Source organism: Thioclava sp. NG1 (genome assembly GCF_003122275.1).
GTDB classification, from domain to species: Bacteria; Pseudomonadota; Alphaproteobacteria; order Rhodobacterales; family Rhodobacteraceae; genus Thioclava; species Thioclava nitratireducens.
Genome location: NZ_QFBB01000001.1, coordinates 297,002 through 322,145, shown reverse-complemented (window position 1 = coordinate 322,145; position 25,144 = coordinate 297,002). Strand labels below are relative to the sequence as shown.

Here is a 25,144-nt window from a genome sequence, read left to right as displayed (position 1 = left end):
GGCTTGTGCCGCGCGCGTGGCGGCATAGCTTTGTGCCATGTGCGGACGTATGGCCAACACTCTTCCTGTCGATGCGATGGCGCGTCTGTTCAAGGCGGTGCCCGGCAATGACGTGCCCGATGGCGAGCGGTTCAACATCTGCCCGACCCAGAGCCTGCCGGTCTGCGTCTCCGGTGAGGGGCAGCGGCAGTTGCGGGCGATGCGCTGGGGCTTCATCCCGCATTGGTACAAGACGCCGACCGACGGGCCCTTGCTGATCAATGCACGCTCGGAGACAGTGGCGGAGAAGCCCGCCTTCCGGGCGGCGATCCGGTCGCGGCGCTGCCTGATCCCGGCGGATGGCTTCTATGAATGGCATCGCGAGGGGGAGGCGAAGCTGCCTTTCTACGTTTCGCGCAGGGACGGGGCGCCGATGGTGTTCGGCGGGCTCTGGCAGGACTGGGAGAAGGGCGGCGAGTTGCTGACGACCTGCGCCATCGTGACGGTGCCGGCAGGCCCGACGCTCGCCCCGATCCATCACCGCGAGCCGCTGGTCCTCGAAGAAGCCGACTGGGCGAAATGGCTGGGCGAGGAGGGCCATGGCGCGGCGACACTGATGCAGCCCAGGCCCGAGGGCATCCTGCAGGCGTGGCGCGTGGGCCAAGAGGTGAACTCGAACCGCGCCTCCGGGGCGGGTTTACGCGAACCGTTTGCCAATCCCGCTTGAATGGCGCGGCGTGGACCGCTAAGGAGAGGCCAGAGTGCGGGTGTAGCTCAATGGTAGAGCCGCAGCCTTCCAAGCTGAAGACGTGGGTTCGATTCCCATCACCCGCTCCATTTTCCCAAGATCACAGTGATACGCGTCTTCGAGACGAAAAAACCGCCCGAGGGACGATCGGGCGGCTTCAGACGTTCGGGATGTGCGGGGCGCGCAATGTTGCGCTCATTTGGTCAGGATCAGCTTGCCCGCCTTGGTGATGCGCAGCGTATAGACCTGACCGTCCAGCACGATATGGGCGAGGTTGCCCTTGCCGGTCAGCACCTCCGCGTCATGGACGGGCAAAGCGTTGGCGAAGCTTTCATTGATGCTCATCTCTGGCCTCCCTCGATCCGGTCGAGCGTCGCTTCGAGCGCGCTTTGGCCCGGGGGGAAACCGCTGCACAGCGCCTCGACGATGTCGCGCAGGCTCAGCGGCGGGTCGGTATCAACATGCGTGTCGGCCCGGTATCGGGGGCCGGGGGAAGAGGGGCGTTTCATCTCCGGTCTCCATCTCGCGATATGCGGCTCGTCGGGGATCGACTGGCTGATGGAAATAACCTGAGTGAAATTATCGGAATTGTAAAGGTGATTCTTTTAGTAGGGAATTGCGCAAGGTGCTCTGCGCCCGCAGAGATAACGGGGAACCGTTCGGAATCAGTTTGAGGGGCGGATCAGAACCACTGGCCTGGTTCGATCAGACCCAGATCCATGAGTTGCTGACTCGACCAGTTGAAGCGCTCGGAATTGACCCAAGTGAAGCTGTGCACGTCATAGGTCGAGCCGGGATTGAACTTCAGCGCCTTCGCCACCCGGAACGAGGCGGTCGCACAGGTCAGGTTATGGTGCCATGGGCAGGAATAGGTGTTGTATTCCTCGTCGTTGAACGTGTGATCGGGGCGCAGCTTCAGGCCGGGCTTGGCGCGGAACAGGGCGATCCGGTCGATCTTGCGGCGCTCGGCGGGGACGTGCTCCTCAAAACGCCAGCGCAGCCCCCCGAAGAAATCGAGCTGCCGCTCCTTCGGGTGGTCGTGGTTCTCGGGATCGAGCCGGGCGAGCGCGTAATAGCCCGCCTTGTCGAACATCGCGTTCTCGGTATCGACGCCGTTCGGATGCGCCTCCAGATCGCCGGTATAGAGGTCGATCACATAGCTCAGCATCGAGGCGCGGCGTTCTTCGGTGTGGAAGCTCAGCACCTCGCCGATCGTGCGGCTCTCGCAGAAGGGGAAGAACAGGTATTCCGCGTTGAAGCAGTAATAGAGCCATGTTCCGGCGGGCACGGCAGCGATGATCGGGTTGATCGCGAGGGGGGCTGCGTCGCGGCGGTTCAACTCGAAATCGATGCGGTGGATTTTCGTCGGGCTGTCGGCGGCCAGATCGTCCGGCAGATCCATCGCGGCATGGCCCAGAACCAGCAACACCGGGAAGCCGAGGTCGATATGGTGGCGGATCGTGCTCTCCAACTCGACCCCGTCCTCGGCTAGGATCACGCCGACCGGACCTTTGGATAGCGCTGCACTCTGACGGGTGAGAAAATCGATCAGCGAGGAATATTTCATGCCCGATTTAGCCCTTTCGCGGGGTCTTCGGGCGCAGGATCGGGGAAGGCCCGCATGAAATCAAGCCTTTACGTCCCGCGCCATGCGCGACCTTGCGGGAAAGGGCGGTTTGGCTGTATCAGGCCCGCTGGAAAGACGCGCGAGGATTGGCATGACCGACGCTCCGAAAAAGCTGCATATCAAAACCTATGGCTGTCAGATGAACGTCTATGACAGCGAGCGCATGGCCGAGGCCATGGGCGCCAAGGGCTACGAGCTGACCGACGATGTGGGCGCGGCGGATATGGTGCTGCTCAACACCTGCCATATCCGCGAGAAGGCGGCCGAGAAGGTCTATTCCGATCTGGGGCGCCTGCGTCCGTTCAAGGAGGCCAAGCCCGACCTGAAGATCGGTGTCGCGGGCTGCGTCGCGCAGGCCGAGGGCGACGAGATTTTACGGCGCTCGGATCTGGTGGATCTGGTCGTGGGCTCGCAAAGCTATCACAAGCTGCCCGAACTGGTCGCCCGCACCGACAATGGCGCGCGCCCCGTCGAGACCGAGTTTCCGCTGGAAGACAAGTTCGACCATCTGCCCGCGCGCCCCGTGCAGGCGCGCCCAACCGCGTTTCTGACCGTGCAGGAAGGTTGCGACAAATTCTGCGCCTTCTGCGTGGTGCCCTATACGCGGGGGGCCGAAGTTTCGCGCCCTGCCGAGAAAATCCTGCGGGAGGCGCAGGCGCTGGTCGAGAAAGGCGTGCGCGAGATCACGCTCTTGGGTCAGAACGTCAACGCCTATCACGGCGAGGGAGAGGGCGGTGACTGGTCGCTCGCGCGGCTTGCCCGGTCGCTCGCCAAGATCGATGGGCTGGAGCGTATCCGCTACACCACTTCGCACCCGAATGACATGGAAGACGATCTCATCGCGGCCCATGGCGACGAGCCGAAGCTGATGCCCTATCTTCATCTGCCGGTGCAATCTGGGTCGGACAAGATCCTCAAGGCGATGAACCGCAAGCATACGGTGGAGAGCTATATCCGCCTGATCGAGCGTATCCGCGCCGCGCGCCCCGACATCGTGATCTCGGGCGATTTCATCGTGGGCTTCCCCGGCGAGACCGATCAGGATTTCGCGGACACGATGTCGCTGATCCGAGAGGTCAATTACGGCATGGCCTATTCGTTCAAATACTCGCCGCGCCCGGGCACGCCCGCGGCTGGCGCGAAAGGCGCGGTGCCTGCCGAGGTCGCGGACGCGCGGCTGCAAGAGCTTCAGGCGCTTCTGACCTCGCAACAGCGGGCCTGTCAGGAGAGCATGATCGGGCGCGAAGTTAACGTGCTCTTCGAGAAGCCCGGTCGTCTGGACGGCCAGTGGGTCGGCAAATCCGATTACCTGCAGGCGGTCCATGTCTCGGGCGAGGGGCTGGGTCCCGGCATCCTGGCGAAGGTGCGGATCACCGGTACGGCGCCGAATTCGCTGGCGGGCGAGCTGATCTGAGCGCGCAACGCGTCACTGCATCAATTGAAAAGGGCCGCGTCATCCGCGGCCCTTTCTTGTTGGAAGCCTTCGCCGATCAGTTCGGGCCGGGCGGATCGTTCGCGATCGCTTTCAGAAGCTCTTTGCGCAGACCTTCCGGGTTGCCCACGAGGCTCTCGTTTCTGCAGATTTGCGTCGCGAGGCCGTTCGCATCGCCGTAATCGTAGCCGAACGCCACAAGGTCATCGACGAAGCTGCCCTGCGGGTGATCCCAGATCGTCTCGCGCCAAGGGCCACGGAAGCAGTCGATATGAATCTGTTGCTTGCGGGTCGGGCCGCAGACGGTCTTGTTGTTGACGTGATCGCGCCCCACCGGGCCGGTGTAGCAGCTCGTACCGGCCTGGGCGGCGCCAGCGAATGCCATACCGGTGAGCAGCGCGGCGGCGGTGATTGCAATGGTCTTCATCTTCAGAGACTCTCCTGATCGGGCAGCGGAATAACATAGGTGCTCGTGATCCTTCCGACCCGAGCACCATCTGCCCGCAGTTTGCCCAGATTGAACCCAAATTGGCGAGAGTTTGTCGATATTTGCCGGGCATGTGAAAACAATGGCAGGAAAAACATGGAGGATGTTTAGCCTTCCGCGACAGTTTTCCCGCTAAGGTTGTGTAAAGCTTGCCTTTTCCTACGCGATTCTGCGTCTTTGACGGGCCCTCGGTGGCTTGGCGATTCGGGGTTGTCGCGCGGGGCAACCGTGCCACGGATGTTCGACCCGCTCAGCGACTTGCGTTCCAGATCGACCCGTCTTTGCCTAAAAAACAGGCGAAGTGACCAGACGGAACCGCGCTTGGGTTTTTTCGTTTCAGTTTGATGAAATTCGATACCTCGCCTAGGAGGGCGGGAAACCAGTGCTTGCGTGAATCCCCCAAGGCAGGCACCATATCTTTACCAAACCAGCTAGGGAGACTCTGTATTTGGGCTTCAGCGCGATCACACCCCCGCCTCGCTCTCAGGATGCTCACGAGACGCTTCTTGAGTTCCCCAACAACCGGCTGCTGATCGATCTTTGCGGTGAATTCGACCGCAATCTGGCCCAGATAGAGCACAAGTTGCAGGTTCACATCCTCCGGCGCGGCAATCAGCTGGCCGTGGTGGGCGAGCCGGAGGCGCAATCGCAGGCCGCCGCCGTGCTGCATCAGCTGTATCAGCGCTTGGAACAGAACAAGCAGATCGACGCCGAAGAGGTGGATGCCGCACTGCGCATGGCCGATCTGGGTGGCACCGGGACCACGGTGGACGAGCAGCTCGAGATGTTCGAGGCGGGCAAGTTCGAGATTCGCACCCGCAAGAAGCAGGTCGAGCCGCGCACCGAGGCGCAGAAGGCCTATGTGAAGCACCTCTTCGAGCACGAGCTGGCCTTCGGGATCGGGCCTGCGGGCACCGGCAAGACCTATCTCGCCGTGGCTGTGGGCGTGACCATGCTGATCGGCGGGCATGTCGACAAGATCATCCTGTCGCGTCCGGCCGTCGAGGCGGGCGAGCGTCTGGGCTTCCTGCCCGGCGACATGAAGGACAAGGTCGATCCTTACATGCAGCCGCTCTACGACGCGCTGAACGACTTCCTGCCCGCCAAGCAGCTCGCGAAGCTGCTGGAAGAGAAGCGGATCGAGATCGCGCCGCTCGCCTTCATGCGCGGGCGCACGCTGTCAAACGCCTTCGTGGTGCTCGACGAGGCGCAGAACGCCTCGACCATGCAGATGAAGATGTTTCTGACCCGCCTGGGCCAAGGCTCGCGGATGGTGATTACCGGCGACCGATCGCAGGTGGACCTGCCGCGCGGGATGCCTTCGGGACTGCAGGATGCCGAGCGTATCCTCGGCCATGTCGAGGGGATCAGCTTCAACTACTTCACAGCGAAAGACGTGGTGCGTCACCCGATGGTCGCGAAGATCATCGACGCCTACGATCAGGCGGAAGGTACCTGAAGCCGGGAGGCTTTAACGAAGAATTAGTGATTTGCCCGCGCCTCGGCGCGGGCATTTCGCTGTGTGGTGACGTGTCTGGAAATCTGACCAAGGGCCGCGCCTGACCCTCGAGAGGGCGCTTTGTCGCGGGGGGCGTGGCGCTTTGTCTTGCAAGGCCGCATGATATCCGAACGCGCGATGATATCGCCAATGCGCCGTCCCCGGGGGCTGGTTCTCCCCGCACGGGGCCAACGAAAAACGCCCGGCCATTCGGACCGGGCGTTTTCAAATTCCATCGCGAAGACCTCAGTCTTCCTTCTTGCCTTCCAGCGCCTCGATGCGGGCCTTCAGCGCGGCGTTCTCTTCGCGGGCTTTCTGCGCCATCGTGCGGACCGCGTCGAACTCCTCGCGGGTCACGAGGTCGCGGTCGGCGAGCCACCGGTCCATCCAGCTTTTCATCGCCGTCTCGGCCTCGTCCTTCGCGCCTTGGGCAACGCCCATCGCGTTGGTCATCAGCTTGGACATCTCGTCGAACATCTTGTTGGGCGGCTGCATCGGCATCCCCTTGCGGTCAATTTCTGCTTCCCTGACTATATGGGCCGCGTCGGTGCCGCTGGCAAGGTTGACTTCCCGGCCCGCGCAGGGCTTTCTCGCGGCGATTTCTGACAGGAGACCGCCTTGCTGCCTCTGGCCATTCCCTTCCCGCAATTCGATCCGGTCGCCCTTACGATCCCCGGTCTGGGCCTGCCGATCCGCTGGTATGCGCTGGCCTATATCGCGGGGCTGATCGCGGGATGGCGGATCATCGTGGCGCTGATGAAACGCGATACGCTCTGGCCGACGAACAGCGCGCCGATGGCGCCGGGCAAGGTCGAGGACCTGCTGACGGCGGTGATCGTGGGTGTGGTGCTGGGCGGGCGGCTCGGTTTCATCCTGTTCTACGAGCCTGCATGGTATCTGGCGCATCCGCTCGACATCGTGAAAGTCTGGCAGGGCGGCATGTCTTTCCATGGCGGTTTCCTGGGCACCCTGGTCGCAGGCTGGTGGTTCGCGCGCCGTCACCACGTGCCGAAACTGCAACTCGCCGACGCGATGGCGTTGGTGGCGCCGATCGGGCTGTTTCTCGGACGGATCGCCAACTTCATCAAGCCGGAGCTTTGGGGGCGTCCGACGGACGTGCCGTGGGGCGTGATCTTCCCCGGTGAACTGGCGCAGACCTGCCTCGGGATCGCGGGGCAGGTGGACGGGTCTTGCGCGCGCCATCCCTCGCAGTTCTACGAGGCGGGGCTCGAAGGGCTGCTGCTGGGACTGATCCTCTGGGGGCTGGTGAAGTTCGGCCGTTCGCTGAAGCGTCCCGGGCTGAGCCTCGGCGTCTTCCTGATGGGCTACGGAGCCGCGCGCGCCTTCGTGGAGTTGTTCCGGCAGGGCGATCCGCAGTTCGTGACCCTCGGCAATCCCTATGGCCACGTGATCCGCTTCACGGACGGTTGGGGGCTGACGATGGGGCAGGTGCTGTCGCTGCCGATGATCGCGGTGGGGTTGTATTTCGTGATCCGCGCACTGCGCGCGCCGAAAGCATCGTGACCCCGCTGGGCGACATCCTTGCCGCGCAGATCGCGGCGGAGGGGCCTATGCGGCTCGACCGCTATATGAGCATCTGCCTGCTGCATCCCGAACATGGCTATTACGCGACCCGCGATCCGTTCGGGCGCGCGGGCGATTTCATCACCGCGCCGGAGATTTCCCAGATGTTCGGCGAGATGCTGGGCCTGTGTCTGGCGCAAGCATGGCTCGATCAAGGGCGGCCAGCGCCGTTCATCTTGGCCGAGGCTGGGCCGGGGCGCGGCACGCTGATGGCCGATATGCTGCGCGCGATGAAGGCGGTGCGCGGGATGGTGGACGCGGCAGAGGTGCATCTGATCGAAGCCTCGCCGACCCTGCGCGAGATTCAGAAGCAGAAGCTCGCGCCGCATCGGGTGGTGTGGCATGAGACCATCGACGACCTGCCAGTCTCCCCCCTGTTCCTCGTAGCGAACGAGTTTCTCGACGCGCTGCCGATCCGGCAGTTCCAACGGGTCGAGCAGGGCTGGGCCGAGCGGCAGATCGGATTGTCCGACGAGGGCGCGCTGACCCCCGGCCTCGCCCCGCCCACGCGTTTCGAGGCTCTGGAGCCGCGCATGGCTGACACCGTGCCGGGCAATGTGGTCGAGACCTGTGCCGCTGCGGTGAGTTTCACTGAAAGGCTCGCAGCGCGGATCGCGCGCCAAGGCGGCGCGGCGTTGCTGATCGACTATGGCAACTGGCATTCCAAGGGCGACACGTTTCAGGCCCTCAAGGCGCATGAACCCGTCGATCCCTTCGCGACACCGGGTGAGGCGGACCTGACCGCCCATGTCGATTTCGAACCTCTGGCGCAGGCGGCGCAAAGGGTCGGGGCCAAGGTGTCGGCGATGACCGCGCAGGGCCTTCTGCTGGAGCGGTTGGGCATCACGGCGCGGGCGCAGCGCCTCGCGCAGGCGTTATCCGGGGCCGCGCGCGAGACCCATATCGCCGCGCATCGCCGCTTGACCCATCCCGAGGAAATGGGTCACCTGTTCCAAGCTCTCGCACTGGTGGCGCCGAATGCGCCGCTGCCGCCGGGCTTCGACCCAAACACCGACTGAGCCATTGGGGGGCACGATGTCGACGATGCTCGAAATTCTGACCTCACCCGCCTTGGGGGCGGTGAAGCACGGCTTCTTCACCCGCAAGGGCGGGGCGTCCTCGGGCATTTTCGCCGGGCTCAACTGCGGCCCCGGTTCGTCGGACCAAAGCGAGGCGGTGCGCACCAATCGGGCCCGTGCCGCAGACGCGTTGGGGGTTGAGCTGAACGCGCTGCAGGGCGTCAATCAGGTGCATTCGCCCGATGTCGCAGTGATCGAAGAAATCACCGATCCGCCGCCGCGCGCCGATGCGGCGGTGACCAAGGTGCCGGGCATCGCAATCTCGATCCTGACCGCCGACTGCCAGCCGGTGCTGTTCTCGGACCCGAAAGCGGGCGTTATCGGCGCGGCCCATGCGGGCTGGCGCGGCGCGATGGAGGGGGTGCTGGAGAACACGCTCGACGCGATGGAGCGTCTGGGCGCGCATCGCGAGGACATCACCGCGGTGATCGGGCCGTGCATCTCGGTCCATTCCTACGAAGTCGGCGAGGACTTCATGGAACAGTTCCTGATGGAAGACATGGATTACAGCCGGTTCTTCTCGCCCGGACCCTCGGGCAAGCCGCATTTCGACCTGCCGAGCTTCTCGCTTCACCGGCTGCGCGAGGCGGGCGTCGGTGAGGCGGAATGGATGCGTCGCTGTACCTACCAGGAGCCCGAGCGCTTCTATTCCTACCGCCGCGCGACCCATGCGGGGGAGGCCGATTACGGGCGCCTGCTCTCGGCGATCCGCCTCTGATCGATCTGGGGGGCGCGGGCGGCGCGCCGCCCGCACATGAGATAGCTCTGAAACAATCGGCCTTGCCGCATTCGTTCGTTTCCTTGCGCGAAAAATTCCCACTCTTGCCCCATGCTGGCCCCATTGCGCGGTCACAACAGTCCTGAACCGGATCGAAGACGATCCTGAGACGAGGGGACAACAACGTGAACAAGCAACAACCGACCCGCCGCTGGATGAAAACCGCGCTGGACTCCGCACGTAAATGCGACACGCCGATGCCGTGGGCGCGCAATGCGCGCAGCGCACAGACGCGTCGCACGGCGGCGGCCGCGCCGCGGAGGGTTGGCGCCGCACAATGATCTCCCTTCTCGCAACGCGATCGCAATTGGTCATGCGGATCGCAATGCGAGACTTGGCCGGGCGCTGCCACGCCCGGCCATTTTCATCACCCGCTTCCAGTGCCTCTGGAGGCGGGTGATTCGCTTTGAATGTGGTGAGACTGTGGCGGTTTGTGCGCGCCCGGGAAACCTGCCGTTAGGGCAGGTCTCGACTGCTCGGGGATCGTGAGACAATCGCATCAAAAATTTGACGGGGTCACCGGTTTTAGCCATGTTGTGAGCGTCTCTCTGCAACCGGTGGGGGCCGATGCAGCCGTGAGAAGACCGAAAGGCCTATCGCATGAATCTACCCCACCGGACGGCAGCGGCCGCGCTCCGTCCCGACAGTTCCGAACCGCCTCTGCCGCGCCCTTTGCGTGCGAGCCCGAATGCGCCGAAACGCGCCCTGCGCGCCTCCGCGATGACGCGCCGTTATGCCGCGTGGTGGCTGGAGGCAGATGGGTTCATCGAGGAAACCTCCCGCGTCGCCCCGGCGATTCCGTTGTTCGAGGAGGCGTTCTCTGCCTTGGCGCGCGGCGCTGTGATCGCGACCGAGGAGGGCCCCGTCTCGATTGAGGATGTGGTGCCCGGGATGCGCGTCCTGACCGCCGACGAGCGGGTTGAGACTGTCACCTGGAAAGGGTCGATGACGATGTTCCCCGCCGCGAAGGACAAGGCCGCGGGGATGATCCGCGTCACCGCCGAGGCATTCGGGCATGGTCGTCCGTCGCAGGATCTGGTGTTGGGCCCCCATGCGCGGATTTGCCTGCGCGACGCGCGGCTGCGCGCGCGTCTGGGGATCGAGGCGGCCTATGCGCCGATTGCGGCTTTCGTCGACGGGGTGAGCGTGATCGAGGTCGCGCCGATCTCGCCGGTCTCCGCCTATCATCTGGTGCTGGAGCATCACGGCTCGCTCAAGGTTGGCGGCATGGAGGTCGAGAGCTTCCACCCAGGCGAAGGCTTCGAGCGGATGATCGATCCTCGGATGGCGGAACTGTTCCTCGCGCTGTTTCCGCAGATGGACAGGCTGCGCGAGTTCGGCCCGCTCGCCGCACCGCGGCTGACCCGGTTCGAGGTGGAAGACATGCTGATCTGAGCGAGGGCCTGCAAGGGGTAAAGGCTCCGGTCGGAGTTGACGGCGCTCGTGGGGAGCCGGTCACGGAAAACGCCGCGCGTTGAGAACCTCGCGCGGCGTTTTTTGTTGCGGGCCGGGGAGGGGGCTCTGCCCCCGCGCTTGCGCGCCCCCCGGGATATTTCAATCAAGGAGAAGTTCAGGCCTCCTCCATCGCCTCCAGCTCGTCGATGAAGCCTTCGATCATCGACAGGCCCTTGTCCCAGAAAGCCGGGTCGGAGGCGTCGAGGCCGAAGGGCGCGAGCAGTTCTTTGTGGTGCATCGAGCCGCCCGCTTCCAGCATCGCGAAATACTTGTCCTGGAAGCCCTCGGGCGCGGCCTCGTAGGCGGCGTAGAGCGCGTTCACCAGCCCGTCGCCGAACGCATAGGCGTAGACGTAGAAGGGCGAGTGGACGAAGTGCGGGATGTAGGACCAGAAGGTCTCGTAGCCGTCCATGAATTCGAATGCCGGGCCGAGGCTTTCGCCCTGCACAGACATCCATAGCGCGTTGATGTCCTCGGGCGTCAACTCCCCTTCGGCGCGCGCCGCATGCAGCTTGCACTCGAAATCATAGAAGGCGATCTGGCGGACGACCGTGTTGATCATGTCCTCGACCTTGCCGGCCAGAAGCGTCTTGCGCTCTTCGCGGGTCTTCGCCGCAGCGAGGAGTTTGCGGAAGGTCAGCATCTCGCCGAAGACGGAGGCCGTCTCGGCCAGCGTCAGCGGCGTGTTGGCCAGCATCTCGCCCTGTTTCGCGGCCAGCACCTGATGGACGCCGTGGCCCAGCTCATGCGCCAGCGTCATCACGTCGCGCGGTTTGCCGAGGTAGTTGAGCATCACGTAAGGGTGGACGGTCGTCACGGTCGGATGCGCGAAGGCGCCCGGTGCCTTGCCCGGCTTCACGCCCGCATCGATCCAGCCTTTCTCGAAGAAGGGCTGCGCGATATCGGCCATGCGCGGATCGAAGCCGGAATAGGCGTCGAGCACGGTATCCTTCGCCTCGTCCCACATGATGTCGCGCGGGGCTTCGGTCGGCAGCGGCGCGTTGCGGTCCCAGATTTGCAGCTTCTCGAGGCCAAGCCATTTCGCCTTCAGCTTGTAGTAGCGATGCGACAGACGCGGGTAGGCCGCGACCACGGCGTCGCGCAGCGCCTGCACCACTTCCGGCTCCACGTCGTTCGACAGGTGGCGACCGGTCTGCGGCGTCGGCATCTTGCGCCAGCGGTCCTCGATTTCTTTTTCCTTGGCCAGCGTGTTGTGGATGCGCGAGAAGGTGCGGATGTTCTCGCCGAACACGTTCGCCAGCTCCTTCGCCGCCGCTTCGCGTTTTTCGCGATTGTGGTCGGAGAGGAGCGTCGTGGTGGCCTCGAGCGACAGTTTCTCGCCCTGCACCTCGAATTCCAGCGCTGCGGTGGTCTCGTCGAAGAGGCGGTTCCACGCGGCAGCGCCGACGACTGATTGGTCGTGGAGGAATTTCTCCAGCTCGTCGGAGAGCTGGTAGGGTTTCATCGCGCGCATGCGGTCAAACACCGGCTTGTAGCGGGCGACGCGCTCATCGGCGAAGACGGCCTCGTAGGTCGCGTCCGGGATGCGGTTGAACTCAAGGCTGAAGAAGACGAGCGGCGTGGTGTAGGTGGTGATCTTGTCCTGCGCATCGGACAGCAGCTTCACCCGTGCCGGGTCGGTCGTGTTCTGGTAATAGCGCAGGCCGACATAGGACATCACGCGGCCCGCTTTCTCGTCGATTTCCTCGTAGCGCTTGATGCACTCTGCCATGCCCGCCGCGTCGAGATCGGCCAGCTTGCCTTCGTAATCGGCGGCGAACTCGGCGCAGGCTTTTTCCAGCCACGCCATGTCCTTGCTCAGTTCCGGCGCGTCGGGGGCGGGGTAGAGATCGCTGAGATCCCATTCGGGCAGATCGCCGAACGCCCCTGCATTGGCATTCGCATCGAAGACGGGGCGGCGGTGTGTCAGCGTCATGGGCATCCTCATGTATGTCTGGCTCGTGTATGTTTGGTTGTTTTCCAGATAGGGGCAGGGGCGCCGCCGTGACAAGGGCGCGGGCTCGCTGGGTGTTGCACAATTTTTCGGCAGATGCCGCGAAATGAGCGACCCCCGGGCGCGCCGCGTTGCTTAACTTTGGGCATCGCCTTTTACTCGCGAGGCACACGGCCTAGACTTAAATAAAAGACTAGGGGGGGCATATCCGGCGCGATGACAGAGTATTTCAACGAGATGTTCGACGGCGGCAAAGTGCGTCAGCCCTATAGCGGGCTCGATGGCTGGATGCGCGAAATGCCCTCCGAGCTGCGCGCGATGAAACAGGCCGAGGCGGAGGCGCTGTTTCGCCGGATCGGGATCACCTTCGCGGTCTACGGCGAGGGCGGCGACCCGGACCGCCTGATTCCCTTCGACATGTTTCCACGCGTCTTCACGCAGGCTGAATGGCGTAAGTTGGAGCGCGGGATCAAGCAGCGCACCCGGGCGTTGAACGCCTTCCTGCTCGATGTCTACGGGCGTGGCGAGATCGTGCGGGCGGGGCGTATCCCGGCGCGGCTGGTCTATCAGAACGATGCGTTCGAGCGCGCGGTTTCGGGCTTCATCCCGCCGCGCGGCATCTACAGCCATATCGTCGGCGTCGATCTGGTGCGCACGGGGCCGGATCAGTTCTACGTGCTCGAGGACAACTGCCGCACGCCCTCGGGCGTCTCATATATGCTGGAGAACCGCGAGATCATGATGCGGATGTTCCCGCAGCTGTTCCGCGAGAACCGGATCGAACCGGTGGATGGATATTCGGACGCGCTGCGCCGCACCTTGGCCTCGGTCGCACCGGCGAAATGCGAGGGCGAGCCGACGGTCGCGATCCTGACGCCGGGCCATTTCAACTCGGCCTATTACGAGCATTCCTTCCTCGCCGACCTGATGGGCGTCGAGCTGGTGGAGGGGCCGGACCTGTTCTGCGAGGGCGGCTTTTGCTGGATGCGCACGACGGAAGGCCCGAAGAAGCTCGACGTGATCTATCGCCGGATCGACGACGCTTTCCTCGATCCGCTCTGCTTCCGCCCGGATTCGATGCTGGGCATTCCCGGCCTGATGGATGTCTACCGCTCTGGCGGTGTGACGATCTGCTCGGCTCCGGGCGCGGGCGTCGCCGACGACAAGGCGATCTACACCTTCGTGCCGGAAATGGTGCGCTTCTATCTTGGCGAAGAACCACTTCTGGAAAACGTGCCGACGTGGCAATGCGCCAAGGCCGACGATTGCAAATACGTGCTCGAACATCTCGACGAGCTGGTGGTGAAAGAGGTTCACGGTTCCGGCGGTTACGGCATGCTCGTCGGGCCGAAATCGACGAAGGAGCAGATCGAGAATTTCCGCCACAAGATCGAGGACAATCCCGAGAACTACATCGCCCAGCCGACGCTCGCGCTGTCGACCACGCCGACTTTCGTGGAAGAGGGCGTGGCTCCGCGCCATGTCGATCTGCGGCCCTATTGTCTCGTCGGCGAGAAGATCGAGCTTGTCCCCGGCGGGCTGACCCGCGTCGCGCTGACTGAAGGGTCGCTCGTCGTGAACTCGTCGCAGGGCGGGGGCGTGAAAGACACCTGGGTTTTGGCGGAGTGATCGAATGCTGAGTAGAACCGCTGAAAACCTGTTCTGGGTCGCGCGCTACATGGAGCGCGCAGAGACGATGGCACGGCTTCTGGAGGTCGGCGCGCGGATCGCGCTGACGCCGTCGACCGGTCATGGCTACCGTTCCGAATGGGAGAGCCTGCTGCAAGCCTCGGGCACTGCCGATGGCTTCTCCGAGAAATACGGCGACCCGGTGCAGCGCAACATCGAGAGCTACCTGTTCTTTGATCGCGACAACCCGTCCTCGGTGATATCCTGCGTCGAGCGTGCACGGGAGAACGCGCGCATCGTGCGTACGGCGATCACCGGTCAGGTCTGGGATACGCTCAATACCGCGTTCCAGGAGATCCGCCAGATCGAGCGTCAGCCGCGCTCTGAATGGGAGATTACAGAGCTGTGCGAATGGGTGGCCCGGCAATCGGCGCTGCTGCGTGGGGCGATGGACGGAACGATGCTGCGCAATGACGGGTTCTTCTTCATGAACCTCGGCTATGCGCTGGAGCGGGCCGACAACACCGCGCGTCTGATCGACGTGAAATATTTCGTGCTCCTGCCCTCGGTGGAGATGGTGGGCTCTGGCCTCGACAATTACCAGTGGCAGGTGCTGCTGCGCGCGCTGCAATCCTATCGCGCCTTCCACTGGGCCTATGGCGGCGAGCTGACGGCGTCGAAGATCATGCATTTCCTGATCCTCAACCCGGCCAGCCCGCGCTCGCTGATATCGGCGACGCGCAAGGCGATGCACCACCTCGACAATCTCGAAAGCTTCTACGAGGTCGAGCCGGGCACCGGCCTGCCGCAGATGCGGGCCAAGGCGCTGATGACCGAGCTGAACCAGACTCAAGTCGCCGAAATTATCGAGGAAGGCCTGCACGAGTTCCTCACCCGTTTCATCGGCGAGATCGGGCAGCTTACCGCGCTCGTTCAGCAAACCTACCTGTCGGGAGATGCGCGATGATCCTCACCGTCAACCATGTCACCACCTATGATTACGACGCGCCGATGGGGGCCGCGGTGCAGTCGCTGCGCATGTTCCCCTCGCGCTTCGAGGGCCAGCGCGTCATCGAATGGGACGTCTCGGTCGAAGGCGGTCTCCGGGGCGGGTCGTTCCGCGACGGCGCCGGTGACCGTATCGAGGGCTGGTCGATCCGCCCACCGGTCGACGCGGTCGCGATCACCGTGACGGGGCAGGTCGAAACTTTCGATACCTCGGGCGTGCTGCGCGGTCACCGCGAGCTGGTGCATCCGATGGCGTACTTGCGCGAGACCGTCGCGACATGGATCGACGACAGTCTGGCGGCGCTGGCCGAAGAGGCCGTTGCAGGGGCCACGGAAAATCTCGATCGGGCGCATCGCCTCAGTGCCGCGATCTCCGAAGCGATCGCCTACAAGCCGGGCGCCACCCATTCGCACACCACAGCCGCCGAGGCGCTGGCGCAGGGCGAGGGGGTCTGTCAGGACCATGCCCATGCGCTGGTCGCGGTAGCCCGCTGTGCCGATCTGCCTGCGCGCTATGTTTCGGGCTACCTGTTCGCGGCCGATGATGGCACCCCGCACGAGGCCGCCCATGCCTGGGCCGAAATATGGATCGCGGGCATCGGCTGGATCGGCTTCGACCCGGCGAACAAATGCTGCCCGGACGAGCGCTATATCCGCCTCGGCTCCGGGCTCGATGCGCGCGAAGCCGCGCCGATCCGTGGCATCACCCAAGGCTCGGGCGAGGAGCGACTGCACGTCACAGTTGCCTTGGACCAAGTCCAGCAATAGATTGCGCGCTTGTCAGGGATCAGGGAACGAACATGACCTATTGCGTAGGCCTCTTGCTGAACGAGGGGATGGTGCTGCTGTCGGACACGCGGACGAATGGCGGGCTCGACAACATCGCGACCTATCGCAAGATGTTCACCTTCGAAGAGCCGGGCGAACGGGTGATCGCGATCATGACCGCGGGCTCGCTCTCGGTCACGCAAACGACGCTGGCGCGGTTGCGCGAGGCAGCGGATGCGAGCGACGCGACGGGCGACAGCTCGATCATGGAAGCGCCGACGATGCTGAAAGTGGCCGAGATCATCGGCAACACGATGGCGGGCGTGCGCAAGGACATCACCAGCCGGATGGATGCCGAGCGGGTTTCGACCTCGGCCTCGATGATCGTCGCGGGCCAGCGCGCGGGCGGTGAGATGCGGATGTTCCTGATCTACCCGGAGGGCAACTTCATCGAAGCCACCGAGGACACGCCCTTCCTGCAGATCGGCGAGCATAAATACGGCAAGCCGATCCTCGATCGCGTGGTCCGTCCGGACACCAACCTGATCGATGCGCAGAAGGCGGTACTCCTTTCGATGGATTCGACGCTGCGCTCGAACCTCTCGGTGGGGATGCCGCTCGATCTGGCGGTGATCAAGAAGGACGAGTGCCGGATCTCCAGCCAGCGCCGCATCGAGGCGGGCGACAATGATTTCGCGGAAATGTCGGAAGCCTGGTCGAACGCGCTGCGCGACAGCTTCACGCAGATTCAGCTTTGACCGGGTCGCGGGCGTCCAGCCCGCCCGCCGCGTCGAACAGCGCGGTGCAGCCGTCGTAGAAACGTTTCCGCGTTGCGGGGATTTCCATCATCAATTCGTGCTCGGCGTCGGGGATCACGTCCAGCGTGCCCTTCGGCCAACGCCCCATCCGGTCATGGACCGAGGGCGTGTGAACGATCTTCTCCGCCCCGCCCAGGCCGCAATAGCAGGGCATGTCGGGGGAGGGCAGGGCCGCTAGCGCCTCGCATTCCAGCAGGCTCTCGGCGACCCAGTGGATCGTCGGGCCGGCCAACGTCAGTTCGGGGCGCTTCGCGGCCTGCTCGAGCAGCCAGGCCCACATCCCGGGATCGCGGGTCAGGCGGTTCGCCTCGAAACTGTCGCGGTAGACATAGGTGGTGCCGTTCATGCCGGGCGGATAGTTGTTCGCGAGGAAGCCGTCGCCCAGAAGGTTTGCCAGCACGATGCGGAACGGGTGCAGCAGCGGCGAGGTGGCGATCCCCCACATCGGCGCGGAGAAAGCCACCGCGCTGAAGCGATGGTGTTCATGCATCACCGCGCGCAGCGCGATTGCGCCGCCCATCGAATGGCCCACGATGTAATAGGGTTGCGGCAGACCGAGCTCGTCCGCAGCGTCGATCACCGCATGCAGATCCCACTGGTAATCCTGCAAGCCGCCGACATGGCCCTTCTCGGGTGCGTCGGGCAGAAGCCGGTCGGCCAGGCCTTGCCCGCGCCAGTCGATGGCGAGCATGGCATAGCCCCGGGCCGCGAATTCCGCGGCCGCAGGGCCGTATTTTTCGACATATTCGGTGCGCCCGCATCCCAGAAAGACCGTGCCGCGTGGTTGGGGCGGTGCTGGCCAATGTGCGAAGCGTATCCGCACCCCATCTTCCGCCGTCAGCCAATAGGCAGCGCCGCCCTCGGGGCCGCGCGCGATCTCTTCGAAAATCGGGGCGCGTTCCATCAGGCCAGAGCCGCACCCAGCTGCATGGCGAGGCCCATCGAGCCGTCGACCGAAAGTTTGCCGGACATGAAGGCCGCGGTCGGGTTCACGTCGCCGTTGAGCATGCCTTCGAAGGTCTCGCGATCGGCGGTCAGAACGACTTCCGCGTCGTCGTCGCCTTCACGCACGCCGTTCTCGTCGGCAATGATCGAGCCTTCGCCTTCGATCACGAATTTTGCAGTCGAAGAAAACCCATCGGGCAGTTTCGCCCGCAGCGCCTCAACGGCCTTGTCGATAACCTCGCTCATCGCGTCCTCCAATTTTGATGGCCGGGCTCTCGCATTCTCCGGCAATTGCATTACAGTCATGATTTATGTGGCAGCGATTTGACAGATACAAATGTGTCGTCACGGCATTTTGCTTTTCGGCGATGCTGGGAACAATGGCGGCATTCCCCGCCAGCGCCGAAACCGCAGGTCTGGACCCGTATTTCAAAGAGTTGGCTGATCCCAACGATCCGGGCTGGTCGCGCGCCGAGGCGGACATCCGCAGGGCGTGGTCGCGGTCGGGATCTGCGGCGATGGACCTGCTCCTGAAGCGCGGCGAAGAGGCGCTGGACGCCGGCGATACCGAGGCCGCGATCGAGCATTTCACGGCGCTCACCGATCACGCGCCCGATTTCGCCGCTGGCTGGAACGGGCGGGCGACCGCCTATTTCATGGCCGGGCTCTATGGCCCGTCGGCGGCGGATATCGCGCGTACCCTGAAGCTGGAGCCGCGACATTGGGGCGCGCTTGCAGGTCTGGGGGCGATCCTCGAGGAGATGGGCGACGACAAGCGCGCGCTTGAGGCCTATAAGAAGTCTTTTGCCTTGAATCCGCATCAACAGGATGTGAAAGACGCCATTGCGCGCCTCGACGAGGCGCATCAGGGCACGGCTCTCTGAGAGCTGGAACGGAGCTGCGATGCAAGGCGGGCGGATCACGGCCGTTCTGGGGCCGACCAATACCGGCAAAACCCATTACGCAATCGAGAGGATGCTGGCGCATCGGACCGGCGTCATCGGACTGCCGCTGCGGCTCTTGGCGCGCGAGGTCTATGACCGGATCGTCGCGCAGCGCGGCCCCTCGGTCGTGGCGCTGGTCACCGGCGAAGAACGTATCGTGCCCGAGCGGACGCAATATTGGGTCTGCACGGTCGAGGCGATGCCGACGGGGATCGGCGCTGATTTCCTTGCCATCGACGAAATCCAGCTATGTGGCGATCCCGAGCGGGGCCATGTCTTCACCGATCGGCTGCTGCATGCGCGCGGGCTGCACGAGACGCTGTTCCTCGGCTCCGAGACGATGCGCGGGGCGATCGCGGCGCTGGTGCCAAAGGTGCAGTTCACCAAGCGCGAGCGGTTTTCCGAGCTGACCTATTCCGGTTCGAAGAAAATCTCCCGGATGAAGCCGCGCTCGGCCATCGTGGGGTTTTCGGTCGAGAATACCTACGCGATCGCGGAACTGATCCGCCGCCAGAAGGGCGGCTGCGCGGTGGTGATGGGGGCGCTCTCGCCCCGCACCCGCAACGCGCAGGTCGCGATGTATCAAAATGGCGACGTCGACTATCTGGTCGCCACCGATGCGATCGGGATGGGGCTCAACCTCGATATCGACCATGTCGCGTTTTCGGCCACGTCGAAATTCGACGGGCGGCGGATGCGTCCGCTTTTCCCGCATGAACTTGCGCAGATCGCAGGTCGCGCCGGGCGCCACACCACCGATGGCACTTTCGGGGTGACCGGCGAGGCGCGGCCGCTGCAGCCCGAGGTGATCGAGGCGGTCGAGAACCACCGTTTCGCGCTGCTGCAGAGGCTGCAATGGCGCAACGCGCGGCTCGAATTCGGTACCGTGGACCGGCTGATCCAATCGCTCGACGCGCGGCCCGCCGAACGCGATGGCGGCGAATGGCTGACCAAGGGACGCGAGGCCGACGATGCGCGCGCGCTCAAGGTGCTGGCCGAGGATCCGGCGATCCGCGACCGCGTCACCAGTCCAAAGGACGTGCAGCTTCTCTGGGATGTCTGTCGAATCCCCGATTTTCGTTCGATTTCCGAGGCCGAACATGCAACGCTTCTGGCGCGCATCTTCGAGTTCCTGCAATCGGGCAAGGGCGTGCCCTCGGACTGGCTCGCGCGCCAGATCGAGCGTATCGACAGGACGGGCGGCGATATCGACACGCTCTCGCGTCGTCTCGCCTTCATCCGCACATGGACCTATGTTGCGCAACGCAAAGGGTGGGTCGATGATGAAAGCCATTGGCGCGAGGCGACCCGCGCTGTAGAAGACCGCCTGTCGGACGCGCTTCATGGCGCGCTGACGCAAAGATTTGTGGACCGGCGCACCTCTGTGTTGATGCGCCGGCTCAAGCAGAAGGAGACCCTCGTGGCCGAGGTGAACGACAAGGGCGAAGTGACGGTGGAAGGCGAATTCGCGGGCCGTCTGGAAGGATTCCGGTTCAAGCAGGACGAGACCGGCTCGCCAGACGAGGCGAAGATGCTTGCCCGCGCGGCGTATGAGGCGCTCGCGCCCGAGTTCAATCTGCGCGCGGACCGCTTCTACAATGCGCCCGATACGGAGATGGATTTTACCGAGCAGGGCGGCCTGATGTGGGGCGACACCGCTGTCGGCAAGCTGGTAAAGGGGCCCGATGTCCTGAAGCCGACCGTGCAGGCTTTCGTCGACGACGAGGCAGGCGCGGATGTGGCCGAGAAGGTTACGCGCCGTCTACAGCATTTCATCGACCGCAAGGTTGCCGCCCTGTTCGAGCCGCTTCTGGCGATGAGCCGCGACGAAGAGCTGACGGGTCTCGCCCGTGGCTTCGCGTTCCGCATGGTGGAATCGCTGGGTATCATCCCGCGCGAGCAGGTCGCCGCCGAGGTGAAGGATCTCGATCAGGACGCGCGCGGTTCTCTGCGCAAGCACGGCGTGCGCTTCGGCCAATACACGATCTTCATGCCCGCGCTTCTCAAGCCCGCGCCGACGCGTCTGCGCCTCGTGCTGGCCTCGCTCTGGTCGGGCGCGGATGAATTCCCCGAAAGCCCGCCTCCGGGCCTCGTGACGATCCCGAATATCGATGCGTTCGATGCCGAGACCTATCGCCTGTCGGGCTACCGCCCCGCCGGCGCGCGGGCGATCCGCATCGACATGCTCGAACGTCTCGCCGATCTGCTGCGCACGCAGGATAGCCGCGGCGGGTTCGAAGCCAATCCGGACATGCTCTCGATTACCGGCATGACGCTGGATCAGTTCGCCGATCTGATGGGCGGTCTGGGCTACAAGGCCGAGAAAGGCGAGCGCGCGAAGGTGAAAGCCGCCGATCTCGAGAAGGCCGAAGAGCAAGCCGGTGCCGAGGCCCTCAAGACCGAGCAGGCCGACGAGGCGAAAGCCGAGGCCGGCGGCGGCGAGCAGCCTGCCGAGACCCATCCCGAGGCGGAGGCTGCGGCCGAGGCCGGCGGCGACATGGTGGCAGCCGATGACGTGACCAGCGACGAGGTCGAGGTCTTCTACACCTTCACCTGGGCGCCGCGTCCGCGCGGCAACCGTCCGCCGCGTCGCGATCAGGGGCAGGGTGGCAAGCCCGGTGGCGAACGTGGCGAGCGCAAGGGCGGCGGCAAGCCGCATGGCAAGCGCGACGGCAAAGGCAAGAAGGGTGGCAAGCCGCAAGGCGCGCGCAACTTCGAGGCTCGTCCGCCCAAGAAGGACAAGCCGGTTGATCCGGACAACCCCTTCGCGGTTCTGGCAGCCCTCAAGGACAAGAAGTAACGTCCCGCCATGGCTGACGCGCCCGAGCGCATCCGCATCGACAAATGGCTCTGGCAGGCGCGGTTCTGCAAGTCCCGCGGCCTCGCGCAGGAGCTGGTGCAGGGTGGCAAGGCGCGCGTCAACGGTCAGCGCATCGACAAGCCCGGTCGGGCGATCGGCCCGGGCGATGTGCTGACCTTGCGGCTCGGCAAGGGCGAAGACGCACGAATCTGTGTGCTGCGGGTACTGGAATGCGGCACACGGCGCGGCCCCGCGGTCGAGGCTCAGACGCTTTACACCTTGCTCGAACCGGAGGGATAGGCTGTGCGCAATGCCGCAGCGAAAAGCCGGGCCTCTCTCTTGAAAGAGGGTTCATCCCCCGCTAGGACGGGGCAGGAAGCTGTTCAATCGGGGTTTCACCAATGACCTACGTCGTCATCGATAACTGCATCAACTGCAAATATACCGACTGCGTCGAGGTCTGCCCGGTGGATTGCTTCTACGAGGGGGAGAACACGTTGGTGATCCATCCCGACGAATGCATCGATTGTGGTGTCTGCGAGCCCGAATGCCCCGCCGATGCGATCCGTCCGGATACCGAGCCGGGAATGGAATCCTGGGTCGAACTAAACCGGAAGTATTCCGAGCTCTGGCCGGTGATCACCCAGAAGAAAGATCCGATGCCGGAAGCCGAGAAATACGACGGCGAGAGTGGCAAGTTGGAGAAGTATTTCTCCGAGGCGCCTGGCGAAGGCGACTGACGGGTCGGTGATTCTGACCAATTTTTCCCGATTCTCTGGGAATTGGGGCGGTTTACGCTGCGGCATTTTGTCAAAATCCCCTGCGTAACTCGTTGAAAACGCATCATATTACATATGCGCGACAGTTACGCGCTTTGAAATTCATGCGATTCTTGCTATATTACTGTCACAAATGAGTTCGACCCCACCTTTTGCGTCGCCCGCTCGCCCGCAAAAGAGATCTCGTGACTGACTGACGAACGCGGAGCTAGAGAGCCCCGTGGGCGTCGTATGCTCGCTGGATACCGGGGTTCGTGACCGGCTGCAAGGAAACGAACCGCATGACCAAAACCAAGAAGACCGAATTCCGCCCCAACGATTTCGTCGTCTACCCGGCGCATGGCGTAGGGAAGATCATGTCCATCGAAGAACAGGAAATCGCCGGGCTCAAGCTCGAACTTTTCGTGATCTCCTTCGAGAAGGACAAGATGACCCTCCGCGTGCCGACGCACAAGGCGACCGAAGTCGGGATGCGCAGCCTGTCTTCGCCCGACATGGTGACCAAGGCCCTCGAGACCCTCAAGGGTAAGGCCAAGGTCAAGCGGGCGATGTGGTCGCGCCGTGCGCAGGAATACGAACAGAAAATCAATTCGGGCGACCTGCTCGCGATCGCTGAAGTGGTGCGCGACCTGCACCGCAGCGACGATCAGCGCGAGCAGTCCTACTCGGAGCGCCAGCTTTATGAAGCCGCGCTCGAGCGTCTGACCCGCGAAGTGGCCGCCGTTTCGGGCACCGACGAAGAGCGTGCCGCGAAAACCGTTGACGAGGTTCTGGTCGGCCGCGCCGCCTGATCGCGCACACGCGGAACTTTTCCAACGCGAGGCTTGCGAGCCTCGCGTTTTTTCATGGGCGAAGGGCAGGGGAGCCGTTGCCCGCGATCACGCTTCCGGCCCGGTCTTTTCGTTGCCCGGGGCCTCGCGATCGCTTTCGTCGCGCTCGCCGCGGCGGCGGAACTGCTCCATCATTGCGGCTTCCAGCTCTGCGTTGAGCTCCTTCGTGCGCGCGATGTACTCGGCGTTCTGTTCGACCGGCACGCCCGGCTTCCAGACCTGCGCCAGGTCGCGCACGGCGGCCCGGTCGAGCTTGAAGAACAGTTTCTCCAGCTCCGAGGCTTCGAAGGCCGACAGTCCTGCGTTCTCGAGCACATACCGCCCGGCGCGCAGGGAGCTGTCGAACATCTCGCGCACGATGTCATTCGCGCCGGCTCGATACAGATCGAACACATGCGTCCGGTCGCGCGCGCGGGCGACAATGTGAAGGTCGGGCCGGATGCGGCGCGCATAGGCCACGAGCTTCGTGGTCTGTTCGCGCCCGTCGAGCGCTGCGACCAGCACCCGCGCCTGATTGATGCCGGCCGCGGCGAGCAGGTCGGGGCGCGTCGGATCCCCGAAATAGCCCTTGAAGCCGAAGGTTCGCATCAGCTGGATCGTCTTGAGATCGGCGTCCAGAACGGTCGTGCGCATGCCGGACATCGTCACCAGACGGTTCACCACCTGCCCGAAACGGCCCACGCCTGCGATGATGATCGGCTGCTGCTCGTCGATCGCGTCCGGGTCGGGGCCCGGCGGCTTGCGCAGCCTGAGGCCGATCTGCTCGTGCAGGATGAACAGCAAGGGCGTGATGAGCATCGACAGCGCGATCACCACCAGAAGCTTCTCGGCCAAGGCATTCGGCAAAATCCGTTGGCCGACCGCGAAGGAGACCAGCACGAAGCCGAATTCGCCGGCCTGCGCGAGACTCAGCGTGAATAGCGAACGATCCGGCCCGCGGATCTTGAACAGCACCGACAGCCCGTAAAGCACGGCCGATTTCAGCGCGACCAGCAGGAAGACCAGCGCGAAGATATTCGCGGGCTGCGCGGTGATGACGTCGAAATTGATGCCCGCGCCCACGGTGATGAAGAACAGGCCCATCAGCAGGCCCTTGAAGGGCTCGATATCGGATTCCATCTCGTGTTTGAACTCGCTGTCGGCCAGCACGACCCCGGCGAGGAAAGTCCCGAGCGCGGGCGAGAGACCCACGAGGTTCATCAGGCTCGCGATGCCCACCACGATCAGCAGCGCCATCGCCGTGTTCACCTCGCGCAGCCTTGCGCCTTGCACGAACCGGAACAGCGGGCGCACTAGGTAATGCCCGATCAGCACGGTGAAGGCGACCGCGGCCAGCGTGATCACCGTGACGCCCCAGGCGGGCAACGAGTCGATCACGCGCGCCACGACGTGATCGCCGTGCCCAGCCTTGGCCACCGCCCGCGCGCCGGGCAGGGCCAGAAGCGGCATCAGCGCCAGCATCGGGATTACCGCGATATCCTGCGTCAGCAGCACCGCGAAGGAGGACCGCCCGCCCGCCGTCTGCATCAGTCGCTTCTCGTTGAGAGTCTGCAACACGATAGCCGTCGAGGACAGTGACAGCGTCATCCCGATCGCGAGCGAGACGCGGAAATCCTCGCCCATCGCCATCACGATCGCGGTGACGAGGATCATCGTGACCAGCACCTGCAACCCGCCGAGACCGATCAGCTTGTCGCGCATCGCCCATAGCGCACGCGGCTCCAGCTCCAGTCCGATCAGGAACAGCATCATCACCACGCCGAACTCGGCGAAATGCTGCAGGTCGGTCATCTCGGCGCCGGAGAGCCCCGTGACCGGGCCGATCAGGATGCCCGCGATCAGGTAGCCCAGCACAGAGCCAAGGCCGGCACGGGTGGCCAGCGGCACTGCGATCACCATCGCGAGCAGGTACAACGTGGCTTGAAAGAGAAAGCTTTCCATCGGCGGCTTGTTTCCTTGGGCGGTGCGCGGGAGGGGGAGGGGCGCGACGCGTCTACGTCCC

At 64.1% G+C, this 25,144-nt stretch carries 26 protein-coding genes and 1 tRNA gene; 17 read left to right on the top strand and 10 right to left on the bottom strand.

Going from position 1 to position 25,144, the window contains the following annotated elements; translation table 11 throughout:
• The first annotated feature begins 37 nt into the window (after positions 1 to 37).
• The gene (locus tag DEM26_RS01485) at positions 38 to 706 is read left to right on the top strand and encodes an SOS response-associated peptidase (RefSeq protein WP_088722354.1); all 669 of its coding nucleotides are present in this window, start codon (positions 38 to 40) and stop codon (positions 704 to 706) included.
• Positions 707 to 742: 36 nt separating this feature from the next.
• A tRNA-Gly gene (locus DEM26_RS01480) sits at positions 743 to 816 on the top strand.
• Between the two features lie 106 nt (positions 817 to 922).
• Here the strand turns inward: DEM26_RS01480 and hemP are convergent.
• From hemP to DEM26_RS01470, 3 genes are all read right to left on the bottom strand, one after another.
• Complete coding sequence (gene hemP, locus DEM26_RS01475) at positions 923 to 1,072, bottom strand: hemin uptake protein HemP (RefSeq protein WP_075774069.1); 150 nt, start codon at positions 1,070 to 1,072, stop codon at positions 923 to 925.
• On the bottom strand, positions 1,069 to 1,236 hold the full coding sequence (locus tag DEM26_RS20285; RefSeq protein WP_157771603.1) for a hypothetical protein: 168 nt from the start codon (positions 1,234 to 1,236) through the stop codon (positions 1,069 to 1,071). The genes hemP and DEM26_RS20285 overlap by 4 nt, the downstream gene beginning before the upstream one ends.
• A 173-nt stretch (positions 1,237 to 1,409) precedes the next feature.
• Complete coding sequence (locus DEM26_RS01470) at positions 1,410 to 2,294, bottom strand: glycosyltransferase family 2 protein (protein ID WP_088722355.1); 885 nt, start codon at positions 2,292 to 2,294, stop codon at positions 1,410 to 1,412.
• Positions 2,295 to 2,445: 151 nt separating this feature from the next.
• Here DEM26_RS01470 and miaB point away from each other — a divergent pair, with 151 nt between their 5' ends.
• Positions 2,446 to 3,768, top strand: a complete 1,323-nt coding sequence (gene miaB, locus DEM26_RS01465) for a tRNA (N6-isopentenyl adenosine(37)-C2)-methylthiotransferase MiaB (RefSeq protein ID WP_109171550.1) — start codon at positions 2,446 to 2,448, stop codon at positions 3,766 to 3,768.
• Positions 3,769 to 3,844: 76 nt separating this feature from the next.
• Here the strand turns inward: miaB and DEM26_RS01460 are convergent, their stop codons facing one another.
• Entirely contained in the window at positions 3,845 to 4,213 is a 369-nt protein-coding gene (locus tag DEM26_RS01460) for a hypothetical protein (RefSeq protein ID WP_075774072.1), read from the bottom strand.
• A gap of 310 nt (positions 4,214 to 4,523) precedes the next feature.
• Entirely contained in the window at positions 4,524 to 4,868 is a 345-nt protein-coding gene (locus tag DEM26_RS20620) for a hypothetical protein (RefSeq protein WP_233243005.1), read from the bottom strand.
• Here DEM26_RS20620 and DEM26_RS01455 point away from each other — a divergent pair.
• Entirely contained in the window at positions 4,800 to 5,732 is a 933-nt protein-coding gene (locus DEM26_RS01455) for a PhoH family protein (RefSeq protein ID WP_233243001.1), read from the top strand. The genes DEM26_RS20620 and DEM26_RS01455 overlap by 69 nt on opposite strands.
• A gap of 285 nt (positions 5,733 to 6,017) precedes the next feature.
• On the opposite strand, the gene DEM26_RS01450 is transcribed toward DEM26_RS01455, so the two are convergent.
• Positions 6,018 to 6,266 carry an accessory factor UbiK family protein gene (locus tag DEM26_RS01450; protein ID WP_088719767.1) on the bottom strand — a complete coding sequence of 83 codons (249 nt, stop codon included), beginning with the start codon at positions 6,264 to 6,266 and terminating at the stop codon, positions 6,018 to 6,020.
• Positions 6,267 to 6,392: 126 nt separating this feature from the next.
• Between DEM26_RS01450 and lgt the strand changes: the two genes are divergently transcribed.
• The 4 genes from lgt to DEM26_RS01430 all read left to right on the top strand — a co-directional run bounded on the left by lgt (position 6,393) and on the right by DEM26_RS01430 (position 10,607).
• Positions 6,393 to 7,295, top strand: coding sequence for a prolipoprotein diacylglyceryl transferase (gene lgt, locus DEM26_RS01445; protein WP_369907716.1), 903 nt, complete (start codon positions 6,393 to 6,395; stop codon positions 7,293 to 7,295).
• Complete coding sequence (locus DEM26_RS01440) at positions 7,292 to 8,374, top strand: class I SAM-dependent methyltransferase (protein ID WP_109171549.1); 1,083 nt, start codon at positions 7,292 to 7,294, stop codon at positions 8,372 to 8,374. The genes lgt and DEM26_RS01440 overlap by 4 nt, the downstream gene beginning before the upstream one ends.
• A 25-nt stretch (positions 8,375 to 8,399) precedes the next feature.
• Positions 8,400 to 9,152, top strand: a complete 753-nt coding sequence (gene pgeF / locus DEM26_RS01435; protein ID WP_088725543.1) for a peptidoglycan editing factor PgeF — start codon at positions 8,400 to 8,402, stop codon at positions 9,150 to 9,152.
• A 660-nt stretch (positions 9,153 to 9,812) separates the two neighbouring features.
• On the top strand, positions 9,813 to 10,607 hold the full coding sequence (locus tag DEM26_RS01430; RefSeq protein WP_088719615.1) for a Hint domain-containing protein: 795 nt from the start codon (positions 9,813 to 9,815) through the stop codon (positions 10,605 to 10,607).
• A gap of 175 nt (positions 10,608 to 10,782) precedes the next feature.
• On the opposite strand, the gene DEM26_RS01425 is transcribed toward DEM26_RS01430, so the two are convergent.
• Entirely contained in the window at positions 10,783 to 12,603 is a 1,821-nt protein-coding gene (locus DEM26_RS01425; protein ID WP_088725510.1) for a M3 family oligoendopeptidase, read from the bottom strand.
• A gap of 234 nt (positions 12,604 to 12,837) precedes the next feature.
• On the opposite strand from DEM26_RS01425, the gene DEM26_RS01420 reads away from it, so the two are divergent.
• From DEM26_RS01420 to DEM26_RS01405, 4 genes are read left to right on the top strand one after another with little or no spacing between them, the layout of a single operon-like run.
• Positions 12,838 to 14,250: a circularly permuted type 2 ATP-grasp protein gene (locus DEM26_RS01420; protein ID WP_075774078.1), complete on the top strand. Its 1,413-nt coding sequence runs from the start codon at positions 12,838 to 12,840 to the stop codon at positions 14,248 to 14,250.
• Positions 14,251 to 14,254: 4 nt separating this feature from the next.
• Positions 14,255 to 15,217, top strand: coding sequence for an alpha-E domain-containing protein (locus DEM26_RS01415; RefSeq protein ID WP_075774079.1), 963 nt, complete (start codon positions 14,255 to 14,257; stop codon positions 15,215 to 15,217).
• Positions 15,214 to 16,026, top strand: coding sequence for a transglutaminase family protein (locus DEM26_RS01410; RefSeq protein WP_109171548.1), 813 nt, complete (start codon positions 15,214 to 15,216; stop codon positions 16,024 to 16,026). Before DEM26_RS01415 ends, DEM26_RS01410 begins: the two co-directional genes overlap by 4 nt.
• A gap of 32 nt (positions 16,027 to 16,058) precedes the next feature.
• Entirely contained in the window at positions 16,059 to 16,784 is a 726-nt protein-coding gene (locus DEM26_RS01405; RefSeq protein WP_075774081.1) for a peptidase, read from the top strand.
• Here DEM26_RS01405 and DEM26_RS01400 read toward each other — a convergent pair.
• Both DEM26_RS01400 and DEM26_RS01395 read right to left on the bottom strand, forming a co-directional pair.
• On the bottom strand, positions 16,765 to 17,748 hold the full coding sequence (locus DEM26_RS01400) for an alpha/beta hydrolase (protein ID WP_109171547.1): 984 nt from the start codon (positions 17,746 to 17,748) through the stop codon (positions 16,765 to 16,767). The genes DEM26_RS01405 and DEM26_RS01400 overlap by 20 nt on opposite strands.
• Positions 17,748 to 18,035: an SCP2 sterol-binding domain-containing protein gene (locus tag DEM26_RS01395; protein WP_075774083.1), complete on the bottom strand. Its 288-nt coding sequence runs from the start codon at positions 18,033 to 18,035 to the stop codon at positions 17,748 to 17,750. Before DEM26_RS01395 ends, DEM26_RS01400 begins: the two co-directional genes overlap by 1 nt.
• Positions 18,036 to 18,169: 134 nt before the next feature.
• On the opposite strand from DEM26_RS01395, the gene DEM26_RS01390 reads away from it, so the two are divergent.
• The 5 genes from DEM26_RS01390 to DEM26_RS01370 all read left to right on the top strand — a co-directional run bounded on the left by DEM26_RS01390 (position 18,170) and on the right by DEM26_RS01370 (position 23,103).
• Complete coding sequence (locus DEM26_RS01390) at positions 18,170 to 18,673, top strand: tetratricopeptide repeat protein (protein ID WP_233242988.1); 504 nt, start codon at positions 18,170 to 18,172, stop codon at positions 18,671 to 18,673.
• A gap of 19 nt (positions 18,674 to 18,692) precedes the next feature.
• On the top strand, positions 18,693 to 21,533 hold the full coding sequence (locus DEM26_RS01385; protein ID WP_109171546.1) for a helicase-related protein: 2,841 nt from the start codon (positions 18,693 to 18,695) through the stop codon (positions 21,531 to 21,533).
• A 9-nt stretch (positions 21,534 to 21,542) separates the two neighbouring features.
• Positions 21,543 to 21,833: an RNA-binding S4 domain-containing protein gene (locus DEM26_RS01380; RefSeq protein WP_075774086.1), complete on the top strand. Its 291-nt coding sequence runs from the start codon at positions 21,543 to 21,545 to the stop codon at positions 21,831 to 21,833.
• 101 nt (positions 21,834 to 21,934) lie between these two features.
• Entirely contained in the window at positions 21,935 to 22,273 is a 339-nt protein-coding gene (gene fdxA, locus DEM26_RS01375) for a ferredoxin FdxA (RefSeq protein WP_075774087.1), read from the top strand.
• Positions 22,274 to 22,593: 320 nt separating this feature from the next.
• Positions 22,594 to 23,103 carry a CarD family transcriptional regulator gene (locus DEM26_RS01370; RefSeq protein ID WP_075774088.1) on the top strand — a complete coding sequence of 170 codons (510 nt, stop codon included), beginning with the start codon at positions 22,594 to 22,596 and terminating at the stop codon, positions 23,101 to 23,103.
• An 87-nt stretch (positions 23,104 to 23,190) separates the two neighbouring features.
• Here the strand turns inward: DEM26_RS01370 and DEM26_RS01365 are convergent, their stop codons facing one another.
• A complete protein-coding gene (locus DEM26_RS01365; protein WP_109171545.1) occupies positions 23,191 to 25,083 on the bottom strand; it encodes a monovalent cation:proton antiporter-2 (CPA2) family protein in 1,893 nt (630 codons plus the stop codon).
• Positions 25,084 to 25,144: the final 61 nt, after the last annotated feature.